Origin of the sequence: Amycolatopsis sp. TNS106 (genome assembly GCF_019330265.1) — a bacterium.
Lineage (GTDB): Bacteria > Actinomycetota > Actinomycetes > Mycobacteriales > Pseudonocardiaceae > Amycolatopsis > Amycolatopsis lurida.
Genome location: NZ_CP024972.1, coordinates 6,523,024 through 6,539,708 on the forward strand (window position 1 = coordinate 6,523,024; position 16,685 = coordinate 6,539,708).

The following is a 16,685-nucleotide window of genomic DNA, read 5'->3' on the forward strand; positions in this document are numbered from 1 at the left end:
ACCGACAAAGGCACCGGGGTTTTTCCCCGATCCGCTCCAGGCGAACGGATTACTTCTCGAGGATCGCCGTGACGCCCTGGCCGCCCGCGGCGCAGATCGAGATGAGCCCGCGGCCGGACCCCTTCTCGTTCAACAGCTTCGCGAGGGTGGCGACGATACGGCCACCGGTCGCGGCGAACGGATGCCCGGCCGCCAGCGAAGAACCGTTGACGTTCAGCTTCGCCCGATCGATGGAGCCGAGCGGCTCGTCGAGGCCCAGTTTCGACTTCGCGAACTGCGGGTCCTCCCACGCCTTGAGGGTGGCCAGCACCTGCGACGCGAAAGCCTCGTGGATCTCGTAGAAGTCGAAGTCCTGCAAGGTGAGCCCGGCACGCGTGAGCATCTGCGGGACGGCGTACGCGGGCGCCATCAGCAGGCCCTCGTCGCCGTGGACGTAGTCGACGGCCGCGGTCTGCGAGAACGTCAGGTACGCCAGCACCGGCAGCTTCCGCGCCTTGGCCCACTGCTCGGTCGCGAGCAGGACCGTCGACGCGCCGTCGGACAGCGGCGTGGAGTTGCCCGCGGTCATCGTGCCCTCGGGGCCACCGAAGGCGGGCTTCAGCTTCGCGAGCTTCTCGACGCTCGAGTCCGGCCGCAGGTTCTGGTCACGCGCCAGCTTCAGGTACGGCGTCACCAGATCGTCGAAGAAACCCTTGTCGTACGCGGCGCCGAGGCGCTGGTGGCTGGTGGCGGCGAGTTCGTCCTGCGCCTCGCGCGTGATCTCCCAGACCTTCGCGGTCAGCGCGGCGTGCTCGCCCATGGACAGGCCGGTGCGCGGCTCGGAGTTGCGCGGGATCTCGGGGACGATGTGGCCGGGGCGCAGCTTCGCGGCGAGCTTCAACCGCTCTGGCAGCGTCTTCGCGGCGTTGAGCTGCACGAGGATCTGACGCAGGTCGTCGTTGACCGCCAGCGGCGCGTCGGACGTGGTGTCGACGCCGCCCGCGATGGCCGAGTCGATCTGGCCGAGGGCGATCTTGTTGGCGACGTTGATGATCGCCTGGAGGCCGGTGCCGCAGGCCATCTGCACGTCGGACGCCGGGGTGGCGGGGTTCAGCCTGCTGCCGAGGACGCTTTCGCGGGCGAGGTTGAAGTCGCGGGCGTGCTTGAGCACGGCGCCGGCGGCGACCTCGCCGATCACCTCGTCCTGCAGGGAGAAGCGGCTGACCAGGCCGTCGAGGGCGGCCGTGAACATGTCCTGGTTCGACGCTTTCGCGTACGGACCGTTCGAGCGGGCGAAGGGGATCCGGTTGCCGCCGATGATCGCGACCTTGCGCACGGGTGCCGTCCTTTTCGTGGCCATTTTTTCCACTCCTCCGTAGGCTCTCTCACACTGTAACCTACTAGCGAGTAGGTTAGACTGCGACGTGACGCAAACTGCACGGGAGGCATGTAATGGCTGACAGGTACCAGCAGTTCACGAAATCCCCGGTGGGGAAGTTCGTGGTGCCGAAGCTCGGCCTGCCGAATCCCGCCACGCTCCGCCGGTACAAGCCCGGTCAGCCCGCTCTCGAGGGTGCCGCACTTCTGGGCGCCGCGCCGGGCGGCCGCCTCGAAAAGGTGATCGAGGCCCAGTTGCACCGCGCGGGTGTCGAGGTCCTCTCGACGGCGGCCGACAAGCACGCCGCGCTCGTCTTCGACGCGACAGGCGTGAAGGACCCGAAGCAGCTTCGCGAGGTTTACAACTTCTTCCACCCGGTGATCCGGAGCGTCGGGCCGTCGGGCCGCGTCGTCGTCCTCGGGACCCCGCCGGAGCTGGCCGAGGGACACGAGCGGATCGCGCAGCGCGCTCTCGAAGGCTTCGTCCGTTCCGTCGGTAAGGAGTTGAAGCGCGGCGCGACCGCCCAGCTCGTGTACGTCGCCGAAGGTGCCGAAGAGGCCACTGAGTCCACGCTCCGGTTCCTGCTGTCGGCGAAGTCCGCCTTCGTCGACGCCCAGGTCATCCGCGTCGGCACCGAGACCAAGACCGCCTCCGCCCCGGCCGACTGGACGAAGCCCCTCGACGGCAAGGTCGCCCTGGTCACCGGCGCTTCCCGCGGTATCGGCGCCGCCATCGCCGAGGTGCTCGGCCGAGACGGCGCCCACGTCGTCGCGCTCGACATCCCCGCGCAGGGCGCGGACCTGTCCAAGGTGGCGAACAAGGTCGGCGGCTCGTCGCTGCAGCTGGACATCACCGCCGCCGACGCGCCCGAGAAGCTCGCCGAGTACCTGACCACGCGCCACGGCGGTGTCGACATCGTCGTGCACAACGCGGGTATCACGCGGGACAAGACGCTCGGCAACATGACCGAAGGCGGCTGGGACTCGGTCATCGCGGTCAACCTCGCCTCGCAGCTCGCGGTGAACGAGAAGCTCCTCGCCGACAAGGTGCTGCACGAGAACGGCCGCATCATCGGCGTCTCCTCGATCGCCGGGATCGCGGGCAACGTCGGCCAGACCAACTACGCTACCAGCAAGGCGGGCGTCATCGGCATGGTGAACGACGGCGCACCGAAGCTCGCCGAGTACGGCGCCACGATCAACGCCGTCGCGCCCGGTTTCATCGAGACCAAGATGACCGCCGCCGTCCCGCTGTTCATCCGTGAGGCCGGGCGGCGGCTGTCCAGCCTCGGCCAGGGCGGGCTCCCGGTCGACGTCGCCGAGACCATCGCCTGGTACGCGAACCCGGCTTCGGCCGCGGTCAACGGCAACGTGGTCCGCGTCTGCGGCCAGGCACTGCTGGGGGCGTGAGCATGGCCGTCAAGGAACTCCACGAGTCACCGAGCCTGTCTTCGCTGTATCCCAAGGCGTTGCTCGGCTCGCTGCGCAAGAGCGGCGGGGACACGCTGCCGGGCACCGAGTTCGTCCGCGAGGGCGTCGTCGTCGACCCGGCGCACCTCGCCGCGTACAACCAGGTGTGCGGATTCCGGCTGGACGACGTGCTCCCGGCGACGTATCCGCATATCCTCGCGTTCCCGTTGCAGATGGCGCTGATGACCGAGGCCGACTTCCCGTTCCCGTTGCTGGGCATGGTGCACGTCGCGAACCGGATCACCCAGCACCGGCAGCTGCGGCTCGACGAGTCGTTCACCCTGCGCGTGCGCGCCGAGGATCTGCGCCCGCACGAGAAGGGCAAGCAGTTCGACGTCGTCAGTGAGCTGCTGGTCAATGACAGTCCTGTGTGGACGGACGTCAGCACGTACCTGCGCCGCGGTGGCGGCAGCGGCGAGAAGACCTCGCGTGGTCAGCTCACCCAGCCGACGGCCAACGCGATCTGGCACGTGCCCGGCGACATCGGCCGCCGTTACGCCGAGGTCTCCGGCGACCGCAACCCGATCCACCTGCACCCGATCACCGCGAAGGCGTTCGGGTTCCCGTCCGCGATCGCGCACGGCATGTGGACGAAGGCGCACGCGCTCGCGGCGTTCGAGGGCAGGCTCCCGGAGGCGTTCACCGTCGACGTCAAGTTCAAGCAGCCGGTCCTGTTGCCCGCCAAGGTCGCTTTCACCACCTGGAGTGAAGGCGACGGCTGGGCCTTCGAACTGTGGAACGCGCGCAAGCCGAAGCCGCACCTGGAGGGCTCAGTCGTCGCTCTCTGACGGCTTCCAGATCTCGCCCTCGACGAGGTCGTTGAACCCGAGCCACACCAGGTTCATCAGCCACGAGGCGAGCACGCCGTCGGAGACGTCGGGGTGGTCGAGGGCCCAATCGGCCAGCGACTCGGCCGCCCCGACCAGCGCGGCGGACAGCCCGGCACCGGAGAACTCGGCCTGTTCGCCGAGGCCCTTGCGGGTGCCGGCGGAGACGACCAGGGCGGCGACCAGCTCGATCGCGCGGGTGCGCATGTCGGTGATCTCCGCGGCGAAGGCGCCGCCGACGGTCATGGCCTGCCGGTGCAGCACCGTCCAGGACTCGCGGTAGTCGGCGACGAACCGGTAGAACGCGCGGAGCCCGTGCCAAAGCTGCATGTCGGGCGGCAGGTCGGGTTTGATCCCGTCCTGCACCGCCTCCAGCAGGCGGGTGGCTTCGCGGCGGATGCACGCGCCGAAGAGGTCTTCCTTCGAGCCGAGATAGGTGTAGATCATCGGCTTGGACACGCCGGCGACCTCGGAGATCTCGTCCATCGACGCGGAGTGATAGCCGTAGCGCGAGAACACCGAGACCGCTGCGTCCAGGATCTGGCGTTCCCGCACCGCTCTCGGCAGCCTTTTGGCGCGTTCGGCGGGACGCGGTACTTCCTCGGACACTCAGGACCTCCCCTTAGTTCGCGTAAGACGCTACCGGGCTACCACCGGCAAGGGTGATTTCGGCACGCTTGCCCGCTTACCTACTCGCGGGTAGCCTTACGCTCGGGTAGGCGGAACTGGAGGGAAGATGACCGAGATCGTGGGGCTGACCGGCCGCGCGCTGGTCGACGCGCTGGACCGGATCGAGCCGGATTCGGCCGAAGCGCACTCTCTCGACGTCAACGAGGTCGCGGGCGCCATCGACCCGAAGGACCTCGGCAAGGACGACGTCCGGCGGCTGCTCACCGCGCTGGGCCGGCTCGCCGAATCCGCGCCCGCGTTCGACCTCCGGAAGGTCGACCCGGTCCGGTTCGCGAACCTCGTCGCCCGTGCCTCGCGTACGCAACTCGAGAGCGTCGTCGCCGAGAGGCCGCTCCGGGAGCGCGTGCTGCGCGAGATCTTCGACCGCATGGGCGCCCACATCCGGCAGGACCGCGCGAAGACACTGCACGCGGTGGTGCACTGGCGGCTGTCCGGCGGCACCGGCGACGGCGGGTACGACCGCTACGAGACGGTGATCAAGCACGGCGAGTGCACGGTCAGTCGCGACATGAGGGAGAAGCCGAGGGTGACGATCACGATCGCGCCCGTCGATTTCTTCCGGCTCATCACCCATCAGGCGACGCCCGCTGTGCTATTCGTCACGGGAAAGATCAAAGTAAAAGGTGACCTGGCATTCGCGGCCGGTCTGATCGGTTTCTTCGACCTGCCGAAACCGGCTTGAGCCCGGCCGGGCAGATACACTTCCGTGCCGTGCCCCGAAATTCTCCGAACCGGCGCTGGCGGGACAAGGTACGCCTTTCCCGTCCGTCGAGGACGCACAAAACGCGCACCGGTGGCGAGCACGTCGTCAACGCCTTCGCGGAGAAACTCGAGCTCGCCAAACTGAGCCCCGAGCAGTTCACCCAGGTGCTGGAAACCCTGCACATGCTGGGCGAAACCGGTGCGGGCATCGAGCTGAGCTCACTGGAGACCGAGGTGCTCGTCGACGTCGTGCAACGCGCGTCGCGGGAGCAGCTCAAGGCCATCGCCGATCATCCGGAACTGCGTTCGGCTTTCCTCGACGAGATTTTCCGCAGAATGTCGGACCATTTCGTTCCCGAACGCGCGCGGCATGTCGACTTCGTCGTCGCGTGGCGTTTCACCGACGGTGACGGAGAAGACGGTTTCGATCGTTTTCAAACGGTCATCGAAGACGGCGTCTGCGTTTCCAGTACCGATCTCGCGCGTACTCCGGACACCACCATCACGCTGTCCGTCGACGACTTCATCCGGATGGCCACCGGCAACGCGGCGGTGGCGGCGATGTTCGTGACGGGCAAGGTGAAGGTCAAGGGCGAGTACGCGCCGGCGGTGCGGTTCAGCGGGTATTTCGACATCCCGAAGCCGAGCGGGAGTTAACGGCCGGTCTCGTCGAGGGTTCGCTGAGTCGTGCGGCGATAACGGACGTTGGGGCTACGCAGATTCTTCTCTGTCGCCTCGATCAATCCTTGGCGGAGGAGAACACCGATCCAGCGGGATACCGTCCGATCGGGAAGACCGGTCTCCGCGACCAGATCGGCGCGACTTGCTTCCCTTTCGTCGAGTGCCGAAAGGATCTCCTCACGGCGATCGGCGCGACGTTGCTCCCGCTCCGGGCCGTCGGCGGCCACTGGAACGACATCGTCGGCGAGCGTGTAGTGCGCGTACCGCCTTCCGCCGGTCGGGACGAGCAACCCGCGGGCGACCAGATCGCCGAGCTCTTCGGTGGCGACACGAGAGTCGAGGTCGTTCGCGTTCCGGTAAGCCTGATTGTTGAGCGTCTCGCCGTGGAACAACATCGCGAGGCCGTGGCACTGGCTGTCGGTCAAGCCGTGTTCACGAAGCGACGCGATCCACTGGACGGCGCCGTCTCCCATCAGCGTGTGATTGGGGAAGGTGGCCGAGAAAGTGGAGATGTCATCGGCGAACCGCGGTGGACTGAGCTTGGCGTCCCTCATGGCCGCGAGCATCGCCGGTATTCCAGAGCCGCGGTTTTCGCAGATCGGGCGATCCGAGCCGGGCAGCGGGGTGTCTTCCAGGATCTTCAGCAAGGTCGCGTTCCGCGCTGAGGACGTGCCCTCCACCCCGAGGTTCTCTTCGCGAACCGATCCGTAGAGGCCGCCGGGATTGCGGATGACGAGCCGGTCGGGATACATCTCGACCTGCACCTGAGTTCCCTGCGATGGGCCGGAGTAGTCGCGATGGACCAGGGCGTTGACCACGGCTTCGCGTAAAGCGGTTTCGGGGTATTCCCAAGTCTCGGCTCGCCCCGCGCCGCGAATCGTCGATCGGCGCTTCATGTTGCGCCGGAGGGCGACAAGGGCTTCGTCGACGATCGCCGGAATCGGCCCTTCGGCCGCGACGTTGTCGATGAACCTCGTACCGCTTCGGGCGTCCGGGCCCGACCGGGTCGGATAGTGGACGAAGGTCAGCATGAGCTGAGGGAAGAACTCCTGCGGATACTCGCCCAACGACAGGAGCCCGGCCAACGACAACTCGTCTCCGACGAGAATTTTCGCGCGACGCAATGCCGAGGCGTCGTCGAGGTTCGCGAAGGCCCGTCCGCGGTGACGGCGGAGGCGGCTCAGGAAGGTCTCGGTCAGTGCTCCGTCGAGGTTCGCGACCGTCGTGCCTGGGACGGGTTGCTCGTCGTCTCGCGGTTGGCCTCGGTTCGCCACCATCAACTGGACCTCGTAGGGACTCAGTTTCCGATCACCGTCGGCGACTCTGATGAAGCTTCCCTGCGTCATGCCGGTGCCGCGGTTGTACGCGGGCTTGCTGCCTGGGGGAAGTTCGGGGATTTCGGCCACTACCAGGTCAGCGCCTTCGAACCGGTGTGTCCCGATCAGCGGCCGGAGGGGTGGTTCGAGGTTCTCGGAACACATCGAGGCCAGATCGGCTTCCAGCTTCGCCGGATCCCGGACGCCGGTCGCTTCGAACCGGCGGGTTTCGTCGAGGCCGAGGATCAACACGCCCCCGTTGGTATTGGCGAAGGCCGAAAGTGTCTCGCGGACACTCTTGGGAAGTTTCGTCTCGGCGCGTTTGGCCTCCACGAACGCATGATCACCACCGAGCGCACGCAGATTCGCGATGATCTCGGTGAGTTCTTCGGTGAGCACGCCGCCGTCCTAGCTTCGCCACTAGCTTCGCCACTAGCAGTGTAGTGGCGAAGCTAGTGGCGAAGTCGAGTGAGGGCCGAAAGGCGCTCTTCAGCCCTCGATGATGCGGCCCTCAATCACCGGCGGCTGCTTCTTGGCGGCCTCCGCGGGCGGCGTGTCCACGACGACCTCGCTGTCCACGACCATCACCGGCCCGCGCGTGCGGTTGGCGAACTTGACCGCCCGGCGCGCCATCCGCTTCTGCCAGACCTTCCGCGCGACACTCCGGGTCGGCGGCAGGATGAACAGCAGACCGATGACGTCGCTGACGAAACCGGGCAGCAGGATCAGCAGACCACCGAGCCCGATCAGCATCCCGTCGGTGAGTTCCTTCTCCGCGTCGGCCGGTCGGCCGAGCCGCGCGGACTCGGCGAACGCACGGAAGGCACGGCCGCCTTCGCGGCGCGCGAGCCAGGAGCCGACGAATGCGCCGGCGAAGAGCAGCGCGATCGTGCCGAGGACGCCAACGGCCGAGCCCACCGCCCACACGGCGGCGATCTCGGCGACGACATAGAGCAGGAACGCGACAGCCATACTGGGACAACGTACGGCTTGCCCGTTTTGCTCCCAACCCCCGATACGGTGACCTGGGTCAACCGATCCGGCGCAGGAACTCCTCCGCGTCACGCGGCCTGGTCAGCACGATCCGCCGAGCGTGCGCTCCCTGTTCCGCCAGCCGCCGCACCGTCCGCTCCCGGTGGTGCTTCGGCCAGCGCCAGACGTAGGAGTAGAACTCCAGGTCCAGCCTTTCGGGGCAGCCGGGCGCCTGCTTGTCCTGCCCGTACTCGCGCAAGCTCCGCACCAGCACCCGCCGGAGGCAGATGCGGCGCGGGAGGTCGAGGAAGACGATCGTGTCCGCGCGCGGGAGCCGGAGATGCATCGACGCTCCGTAGTTCCCGTCGATCACCCAGGAATCGGACGCGATGATCTCCTGCTGCGCGGCGTGGAACTCGGCGTCCGGCGCCGGTGTCCACCCCGGCCGCCAGTAGAGCCGGTCGAGATGGGTGACCGGCAGGCCGAGTGCGGCGCCGAGCCGTCGCGCGAACGTCGACTTCCCGGCGCCGCCGCACCCGACGACCATGATCCGCCGCATCGTCAGGCCTCGTCGAGATAAGCGGCGGCCTGCAACGTGAACAGCTCGGCATAGCCCGCCTTCGCCGCCATCAGCTCGTCGTGTGTCCCGTATTCGGCGACCTTTCCGCGCTCCAGCAACAGAATCCGCTCCGCCTGCCGGACGGTGGAGAACCGGTGCGAGATGTACAGCGTCGTGCGCCCCTCCGAAAGCTCACGCAACCTCGAGAAGAGGTCGTGCTCGGCCTGCGCGTCCAGTGCGGACGTCGGTTCGTCGAGGATCAGGATCGGCGCTTCCCGCAGGAACGCCCTGGACAGCGCGATCTTCTGCCATTCGCCACCGGACAGGCTGACGCCCTGGTCGAACCAGCGGCCGAGCGGGGTGTCGTAGCCGCTGGGCAGGCGCTCGATCCGCTCGTCGGCACCGGCCCGTTTCGCCGACGTCTCGATCCGCTCCCGGTCGACGAGATGCGTCAGGTCGCCGAGCCCGATGTTCTCGGCCGCGGTGCCCTGATACGTCACGTAGTCCTGGAACATCGCGCTGATCCGCCGCCGCAGTTCCACCGGGTCGTACTCGCGGATGTCGACGTCGTCGAGCAGGATCCGCCCGCCCGTCGGGTCGTACAGCCGGCACAGCAGTTTGAACAGTGTCGACTTTCCGGCGCCGTTGCGGCCCACGACGGCGACCGTCTCGCCCGGCCGGATCTCGAAGCTCACGCCGTCGAGAGCGGGGTCGGCCGCCCCGGGATAGGTGAAGGACACTTCTTCGAACCGGATGTGTCCCTCCACAGTGGACGGAAGGAGGCGCGGCTCCGGTGGCGCGACGATCTCCGGTTTCGTCCCGAGGAAGCGATACAGCGTGTCGAGGTAGAGATTGTTCTCGTACATCCCGGAAAACGCGGTGAACAACCCTTGGACGGACGTCTGCACCGATGCCGCGGCGGCCGTGTACAGCGCGAGATCGCCGAGGGTGAGCCTGCCGCCGACGGCCTCCAGTGCGATGTACAGCGCGATCGCGGAGCCCGCGGCGGTGCTGAGCAGGCCCCACGACGTCGAGCTGACGCTGCGCTTGCGGGTCAGTGTGCGCTGCCGGTCGTAGAAGACCTGGCCGAGCCGCTGGAACCGGTCGACGAAGTACGGGCCGAGCCCGAACAGCTTGGTCTCCTTGGCGTACGTGTCCGTGGTGACCAAAGAGGACAGATAGTCCATCCGCCGTTTCAGCGGGGACATCATCACCGTCAGCCAGAACGCGCGGGCGCCGTACTTCGATTGGGAGATGAACGCGGGGATCGGTGCCACGAGCGCGACGAGCGCCAGCAGCGGGCTGATCGAGACGAGCAATGCGATCATGCTGCCGAAGGTGATCAACGTCCGGATCAGGCCCAGTGCCGAGTTCATCATCGACAGCGGCCGCGTCGGCGCCTCCTGCGCGGCTTGGCGCAGCATGTCGTAGGACGCGGAACCCTCGAAGTACGAAAGGTGCAGTTCGCTCGCGTGGTCCATCACCTGGTGGCGGATGGTCAGCGTCATCCGTTCCTGCAGCAGGGATTGACCGTAGGTGGTCAGCGCCTGCGAAATCGCGGTGAGTACGAGGATGCCGAACTGGAAGAGGGCGACACCGACGATCGCGCTCTTCGTCCCGTGCCCCTGGATCGCCGCGACCACCGAATCGATCAGCAGCTTCGCGACGTACGCGGTCGCCGTCGGGAGGAGGCCGGAAAGCAGCGTCACCAGCGTGATCACGATGGTCAGCACCGGGCTTGCCTGCCAGGTCAGCTTCGCGACCTTCGGCAGGCCGCGGACCGTGCCCGCGACGTTGACCCACATGCGGTTGAGCCGGGACTTCAGGTCTTTCGGGAGGGCTTCGGGTTCGGGCTCCGGGATGTCGACCGGGCCGGTCAGGCCGCTGTCGGGCACCGTCGACGGCGGACGGCGTCGCCTACCGCCGCGCGCCATGAACAGTTCCAGGCCGCCTCCCCCGCCGGGCGGGCCGATCACGCGGCCGCCAAGGCGCCGTTGAGGAACACGTCGACGAGTTCCATCGTGGTGGGTTCGTCGCCGGTTTCGCCGAACCGGATCCGGCCGCTGAACAGCAACGACAGGAAAAGCGCCGCGGACTGCGCCGGCGGCAGGCGGAGCCGGTCCTTCTCCGGCTTGAACAGCTCGGCCATGGCGTCGCGCATGGCACTCATCGACTCCTTCCCCCGGTCCCTGCGGTCGCCGTGGCGATGTTCCGGCCGCTTGCCGGAGCCGTGCATGACCGCCATGAGCGCGCCCATGCGCTGAAGGTGTGCGCTGAGCGCGTCGGCCGCCTCGACGAGTCTGTCGTCGAGGGGCTGGTCGAGGTCGATGACCGCGATCGCGTCGAGTACCTGGTCGGGTTTCAGCGCTTCGGCGAAGCAGGTGGCGAACAGTTCGTCCTTGTCCTTGAACACGCGGAAGACCGTGCCCTCGCCGATGCCCGCGGCGCGCGCGATCTGGCTCGACGTGACACCGGCGCCGTGTTCCACCAGCAAGGGCAGCACGGACCGGACGATCATCCGGCGCCGCTCGTCGGCACTCATCCCCGGCGCTCTACGCCGGGCGGCGGTTTCTGTCATGTCTCCAGTCTGCGGAGTGAGCGCTCACTCCGTCAAGCGATTAAGGCTGAAGCGCGTGAAGGCCCCCTTCCCTCGGCTGAGCCGAGGGAAGGGGGCCTTCACGCGCGAAACGTCAGTAGGTGATCGCGACCGCGGGGTCGGCCAGCAGCGCGCCGACGTCGGCCAGGAACTCCGAACCCTGCTGCCCGTCGACCACGCGGTGGTCGAAGCTCAGCGACAGCTGGAGCACCTTGCGCACCTTGATCTCGCCGTCGACCACCCACGGGGTGTCCTTGATCGCGCCGAGGCACAGGATCGCGGACTCGCCGGGGTTGATGATCGGCGTCCCGGTGTCGACGCCGAAGACGCCGACGTTGGTGATGGTGATCGTGCCGCCGAGCATGGCCGCCGGGGTGGTCTTGCCCTCGCGGGCGACGTCGGTCAGCTCGGTGAGCGCGATCGCGAGTTCCTTGAGGGACATCGAATCCGCGTCACGGACCTTGGGCACGACGAGCCCGCGCGGCGTGGCCGCGGCGATCCCGAGGTGCACGTAGTCCTTGTAGACGATCTCCTGCGCCGCCTCGTCCCACACCGCGTTGACGTCCGGAGTGCGCTTGGCCGCCAGGCACACGGCCTTCGCCGCGAAGGTCAGCGGGGTGACCTTGACCCCGGCGAACTCGCGAGACTTCTTGAGCTTCTCCCGGAACTCCATCATCGGCGTGACGTCGATGGTGAGGAATTCCGTGACGTGCGGGGCGGTGTAGGCGCTCTGCACCATCGCGGCGGCGGTGGCCTTGCGGACGCCCTTGATCGGCACCCGGCGTTCCCGCGTCGCGGGGTCGTAGCCACTGTCCACACTGGACACAGCGGCGGCCGGAGCGGCGGAACCGTTGGCGGCCGCCTGCACGTCGTCACGGGTGATGACGCCGCCCTCGGCGGTGCCGGTGAGCGCGTGCAGATCGACGCCGAGGTCCTTGGCGAGTTTGCGCACCGGCGGCTTCGCCAGTGGCACGTACCCGCCCTTCGGCTTTGAGGACACCGCAGCCACAGCAGGCGCCGCAGGTGCCGCCGGAGCAGGAGCGGCAGGAGCGGCAGGAGCCGCGCCCTTGCGCGCACGCCGCTGCGTGACCACGGCCTTGGAGCCGTAGCCGACCAGCGGCTTCATCTCCTCTTCCGCGGGCTCCTCCGCCACGGGCGCGGCGGTGGGTGAGGGCGCCGCCTTGCCGTCCGGGTCGACGTCGATGGTGAGGATCGGCGCGCCGACCTCCACCGTCTGGCCCGGTTCGACGAGCAGTTCGGTGACCACGCCCGCCCACGGGATGGGCAGTTCGACGGCGGCCTTCGCGGTCTCGACCTCGACGACGATCTGGTTCACCGTGACCTTGTCACCCGGCTTGACCTGCCAGGCGATGATGTCGGCCTCGGTCAGCCCCTCGGCCGTGTCGGCGAGGGGGAATTGTTTGTACTCGGGCATTTCAGCGATTTCCCCCTTACCAGGCGAGCGAACGGTCGACGGTGTGCAGCACCCGGTCCAGGTCGGGGAGGTAGTGCTCCTCGAGCTTGGCGGGCGGGTACGGCGTGTCGAATCCGGTCACCCGCAGCACGGGGGCTTCCAGCGAGTAGAAGCATTCCTGCTGCACGCGCGCGGCGATCTCCGAGGTCAGCGACGATTCCGACGGCGCCTCGCTCAGCGCGATGAGCCGCCCGGTCTTGCGCACCGACTCGAACACCGGCTCCAGGTCGAGCGGGGACAGCGTCCGCAGGTCGATGACTTCCAGGGACTTGCCCTCGTCCTCGGCGGCGGCCGCGGCGTCGAGCGCGACCTTCACCGAAGGGCCGTACGCGACGACCGTGGCCGTCGTGCCCTCACGGACGACGCGGGACTTGAACAGCTCGTCCGGCGTGCCCTCCGTGTCCACCTCGGACTTCATCGCGCCCGAGTGGTACAGCTTCTTCGGCTCGAAGAACAGGATCGGGTCGTCGGACTTGATCGCCTGCTGGATACCCCAGTAGGCGTCGACGGCGTTCGAAACCGACACGACCTTCAGGCCGGGGATGTGCGCGAACAGCGATTCCGGCGACTCCGAGTGGTGCTCGACCGCGCCGATGCCGCCACCGAACGGCACCCGGATCACGATGGGCATCTTGATCTTGCCCTGCGTCCGGTAGTGCAGCTTCGCGACCTGGCTGGAGATCTGGTCGAAGCCAGGGAAGATGAAGCCTTCGAACTGGATTTCGCATACCGGGCGGAAACCGCGGACGGCGAGGCCGACCGCGGTGCCGATGATGCCGGACTCCGCGAGCGGCGTGTCCAGGACGCGCTGCTCGCCGAAGTCCTTCTGCAGGCCGTCGGTGATGCGGAAGACGCCGCCGAGCTTGCCGACGTCTTCACCCATGATCAGGACCTTCGGGTCCTCTTCCATGGCGCGCCGGAGGCCGAGGTTGATCGCCTTGCCGATGGTGAGTTTCTGGAGGTCGCTCATTTCAGTGTCCCTCCGCCCCGACGAAACCGTCCATGTAGGACAGGAACTCTTCGCGCTGCGCGTCCAGCAGCGGCGTGGATTCCGCGTACACGTTGGAGAAGATCCGCTCGGGTGGCGGTTCGGGCATGTTGAAGCAGTACTCGCGCAGCTCGGCCGCGAACGCGTCCGAATCGGCCTGCACCTGGTCGAAGAACGCCTGGTCGGCGCCGCCACCGCGGGCGAGGTACGCCCGGACGCGCTCGATCGGGTCCTTCAGCTTCCACTCCTCCAGCTCGTCGGAGAGCCGGTAGCGGGTGGGGTCGTCGGTGGTGGTGTGCGCGTCCATCCGGTAGGTGAACGCCTCGATCAGCACGGGGCCGTTGCCGTGGCGGCACTCCTCCAGTGCCCAGCGGGAGACCGCGAGGCAGGCGAGGACGTCGTTGCCGTCCACGCGGATGCCGGGGAAGCCGTAGCCGCGGGCGCGCTGGTACAGCGGCAGGCGCGACTGGCGTTCGGTCGGCTCCGAGATCGCCCACTGGTTGTTCTGGCAGAAGAACACGAGCGGCGCGTCGTAGACAGCGGCCCAGACGAAGCCTTCGTGCACGTCGCCCTGCGAAGTCGCCCCGTCACCGAAGTAACAGATGGTCGCTTCGCTGTCGTCGTCGCCGACCTTGCCCTCGAACTTCTGGCCCATCGCGTAGCCGGCGGCGTTGAGCACCTGGTTGCCGATCACGATGGTGTACGGGTGGAAACCGTGGGCCTTGTAGTCCCAGCCGCTGTGGTCGGTGCAGCGGAAGATGCCGAGCACCTCTTTGAGGTCGACGCCGCGGGTGTACGCGACACCGTGTTCGCGGTAGCTGGGGAACGCCATGTCCCCCTTCCGCAGCGCGCGGCCGGAGCCGATCTGCGCGGCTTCCTGCCCGAGCAGCGGCACCCAGATGCCGAGCTGGCCCTGGCGCTGCATCGCGTTGGCCTCGCGGTCCGCGCGGCGGACCAGGACCATGTCGCGGTACAGGCCTTTGAGGGCTTCGGCGTCGATGTCGTCGACGTAGCGGTCGAATTGCGGCGAAGAGATCCGTTCGCCTTCGGGGGTGAGCAGCTGAGTCAGCTCAGCGCCACCTTCGCTCGTTGCTCGCAAACCGGCGATCACCTGTTCAGGGGAAGGCTGCGCCGCTACGGCGGCGGGACCATCTCCAGGCTCCGGGTGCGTCCAGTGTTCGGACGGCATGCGCTGCTCTCCTTGATGTCGGCGCCTCTGGCGGCCACTTGTGGCGGCCACAGTGACTGCGCCGGCGGGGACCAGCGCGTCGGATCTGAAGCGCTGGGTCACCGTCGGCGTTGACGGTTCGTGCGGACATCCTGGCATGCCGGATGCCGTTTTGGTCAGTGGCGGATGCTGATTTGTTGCTGAGAAAGGGTGCCTGATCAGGGAAAATGCTAGGAAGCCCGAGTGTGGGGCCGCCGAAAGTAGGGGATTCACCCGCGGGCCGACCAGCGGACGACTCGTCCGGACGGGTGTCCTGTCCGGCTTGATCGATGACGATCCGTGCCCGCCGCTGTGATCCATCACACCCTCCGCGACCCGTGGCAGGATGGCGGACGTGGAGCACAAATCCGTACGCGAAACCGTGGTTTCGAACTGGACGAACGACGTCCTTCCCAGCCTGTCCGGCCTGGTGGCGATCCCCGCCTTGTCGCCGGCGTTCGACTCCGAGTGGGCGAAGACCGGGCATCTGGCCGCCGCCGTCGAGCACGTCCGCTCCTGGATCGCCGCACGGGGGATCCCCGGCGCGACGCTCGAGGTCGTGGAGCTCGAAGGCCGCAGCCCGCTGCTGGTCGTCGACATCCCGGCGACGTCCGAAGCGGCCGAAAAGGGCACCGTGCTCATGTACGGGCACCTCGACAAGCAGCCCCCGGTCGGCGGCTGGTCCGAGGGGCTCGACCCGTGGACGCCGGTGATCCGCGACGGGCGGCTGTACGGCCGCGGCGCGGTCGACGACGGCTACTCCGGCTACGCGGCGACGACGGCGATCGAGGCCGTGCGCGCCGCCGGCGGTGAGCATTCCCGCGCGGTCGTGCTGCTGGAGACCGGCGAGGAGTCCGGCAGCCCGGACCTGCCCGCCTACGTCGAGCACCTGAAGGAGAAGCTCGGCGAGGTCTCGCTGGTCGTCTGCCTCGACGCCGGTGGCACCGACTACCAGCGGCTCTGGCTGACCACCAGCCTGCGCGGCATGCTGCACGTCAACGTCACCGTGAAGGTGCTCGAGTCCGCGCAGCACTCCGGTATGGCCAGCGGCATCGTGGCGAGCTCGTTCCGCGTCCTGCGTGTCCTGCTCGACCGGATCGAGAACGCCGAGACCGGCGAGATCAAGCTCGCCGAGCTGAGCGTCGACATTCCGGAGAACCGCGTCGAGGACGCTCGCGGTGTCGTCGAGATCGCGCCCGGCGCGGCGAAGACGCTCTTCCCGGTGGTCGGCCGCACGGTGTCCGACGACGACCTGGAACTGCTGCTCAACAACTCGTGGCGGCCGACGCTGTCGGTGATCGGCGCGGAGGGCTTCCCGCTCCCGGCCGACGCGGGCAACGTGCTGCGCGACAGCACCACGCTCACCCTGAGCTTCCGCCTTCCGCCGACGGCCGACGCGAAGGCCGCGATGGAGGCGGTCCGCCGCGTCCTCACCACCGACGTGCCGTACGACGCTTCGGTCGAACTCGGCGATTTCCAGGCCGAGAACGGCTGGAACGCGCCGGACACCGCGCCGTGGCTCGACGACGTCCTGCACCACGTGAGCGGCGAGGTCTTCGGTGCGCCGCACAAGAGCTTCGGCATGGGCGGGTCGATCCCGTTCATGGGGCTGCTCGGCGAGAAGTACCCGGACGCGCAGTTCGTGGTCACCGGCGCCTGCGGGCCGGACTCGAACATCCACGTGCCGGACGAGTGGCTGAACATCGATTTCGCGCAGCGGGTCACCGAGGCGGTCGCGCACATCCTGGACGCGCACGCCCGGAGCTGATTTCCCCGCTCACGCTGCGATGAACGGTCCGGTACTTGCAAAATTCGCAAGTAACGGACCGTTCATGGCGTGTACGGGA

Annotated in this window: 15 protein-coding genes; 5 read left to right on the top strand and 10 right to left on the bottom strand. The window is 67.9% G+C overall.

Annotated elements, in window-relative coordinates; translation table 11 throughout:
• Window positions 1–49 precede the first annotated feature (49 nt).
• Complete coding sequence (locus tag CVV72_RS29855) at window positions 50–1,339, bottom strand: acetyl-CoA C-acetyltransferase (protein ID WP_192747204.1); 1,290 nt, start codon at window positions 1,337–1,339, stop codon at window positions 50–52.
• Window positions 1,340–1,431: 92 nt separating this feature from the next.
• On the opposite strand from CVV72_RS29855, the gene CVV72_RS29860 reads away from it, so the two are divergent.
• Together CVV72_RS29860 and CVV72_RS29865 are read left to right on the top strand one after the other, a co-directional pair.
• On the top strand, window positions 1,432–2,766 hold the full coding sequence (locus CVV72_RS29860; RefSeq protein WP_219147030.1) for a 3-oxoacyl-ACP reductase: 1,335 nt from the start codon (window positions 1,432–1,434) through the stop codon (window positions 2,764–2,766).
• Between the two features lie 2 nt (window positions 2,767–2,768).
• Window positions 2,769–3,614, top strand: a complete 846-nt coding sequence (locus tag CVV72_RS29865) for a MaoC/PaaZ C-terminal domain-containing protein (protein ID WP_219147031.1) — start codon at window positions 2,769–2,771, stop codon at window positions 3,612–3,614.
• Here the strand turns inward: CVV72_RS29865 and CVV72_RS29870 are convergent.
• Complete coding sequence (locus CVV72_RS29870; protein WP_007032385.1) at window positions 3,597–4,262, bottom strand: TetR/AcrR family transcriptional regulator; 666 nt, start codon at window positions 4,260–4,262, stop codon at window positions 3,597–3,599. The genes CVV72_RS29865 and CVV72_RS29870 overlap by 18 nt on opposite strands.
• A 127-nt stretch (window positions 4,263–4,389) precedes the next feature.
• On the opposite strand from CVV72_RS29870, the gene CVV72_RS29875 reads away from it, so the two are divergent.
• Together CVV72_RS29875 and CVV72_RS29880 are read left to right on the top strand one after the other, a co-directional pair.
• Window positions 4,390–5,025 carry an SCP2 sterol-binding domain-containing protein gene (locus tag CVV72_RS29875; protein WP_219147032.1) on the top strand — a complete coding sequence of 212 codons (636 nt, stop codon included), beginning with the start codon at window positions 4,390–4,392 and terminating at the stop codon, window positions 5,023–5,025.
• Between the two features lie 29 nt (window positions 5,026–5,054).
• Window positions 5,055–5,702, top strand: a complete 648-nt coding sequence (locus tag CVV72_RS29880; RefSeq protein WP_370641826.1) for an SCP2 sterol-binding domain-containing protein — start codon at window positions 5,055–5,057, stop codon at window positions 5,700–5,702.
• Here CVV72_RS29880 and CVV72_RS29885 read toward each other — a convergent pair.
• From CVV72_RS29885 to pdhA, 8 genes are all read right to left on the bottom strand, one after another.
• Complete coding sequence (locus CVV72_RS29885; protein ID WP_219147033.1) at window positions 5,699–7,441, bottom strand: ATP-binding protein; 1,743 nt, start codon at window positions 7,439–7,441, stop codon at window positions 5,699–5,701. The genes CVV72_RS29880 and CVV72_RS29885 overlap by 4 nt on opposite strands.
• Window positions 7,442–7,531: 90 nt before the next feature.
• Window positions 7,532–8,014: an FxsA family protein gene (locus tag CVV72_RS29890; RefSeq protein WP_034314171.1), complete on the bottom strand. Its 483-nt coding sequence runs from the start codon at window positions 8,012–8,014 to the stop codon at window positions 7,532–7,534.
• Between the two features lie 58 nt (window positions 8,015–8,072).
• Window positions 8,073–8,573, bottom strand: coding sequence for a DNA topology modulation protein FlaR (locus CVV72_RS29895; protein WP_219147034.1), 501 nt, complete (start codon window positions 8,571–8,573; stop codon window positions 8,073–8,075).
• Window positions 8,574–8,575: 2 nt separating this feature from the next.
• Window positions 8,576–10,519 (bottom strand): ABC transporter ATP-binding protein, encoded by a 1,944-nt coding sequence (locus CVV72_RS29900; RefSeq protein ID WP_219154210.1) that lies wholly within the window; start codon window positions 10,517–10,519, stop codon window positions 8,576–8,578.
• A 26-nt stretch (window positions 10,520–10,545) separates the two neighbouring features.
• Window positions 10,546–11,115 (bottom strand): TetR/AcrR family transcriptional regulator, encoded by a 570-nt coding sequence (locus CVV72_RS29905; protein WP_219154213.1) that lies wholly within the window; start codon window positions 11,113–11,115, stop codon window positions 10,546–10,548.
• Between the two features lie 148 nt (window positions 11,116–11,263).
• Window positions 11,264–12,604 carry a dihydrolipoamide acetyltransferase family protein gene (locus tag CVV72_RS29910; RefSeq protein ID WP_219147035.1) on the bottom strand — a complete coding sequence of 447 codons (1,341 nt, stop codon included), beginning with the start codon at window positions 12,602–12,604 and terminating at the stop codon, window positions 11,264–11,266.
• Between the two features lie 16 nt (window positions 12,605–12,620).
• Window positions 12,621–13,613, bottom strand: coding sequence for an alpha-ketoacid dehydrogenase subunit beta (locus CVV72_RS29915; protein ID WP_219147036.1), 993 nt, complete (start codon window positions 13,611–13,613; stop codon window positions 12,621–12,623).
• 1 nt (window position 13,614) lies between these two features.
• Complete coding sequence (gene pdhA / locus CVV72_RS29920) at window positions 13,615–14,820, bottom strand: pyruvate dehydrogenase (acetyl-transferring) E1 component subunit alpha (RefSeq protein ID WP_219147038.1); 1,206 nt, start codon at window positions 14,818–14,820, stop codon at window positions 13,615–13,617.
• 373 nt (window positions 14,821–15,193) lie between these two features.
• Between pdhA and CVV72_RS29925 the strand changes: the two genes are divergently transcribed.
• Window positions 15,194–16,606, top strand: coding sequence for a M20/M25/M40 family metallo-hydrolase (locus CVV72_RS29925; protein ID WP_219147039.1), 1,413 nt, complete (start codon window positions 15,194–15,196; stop codon window positions 16,604–16,606).
• The last annotated feature ends 79 nt before the right edge of the window (window positions 16,607–16,685 follow it).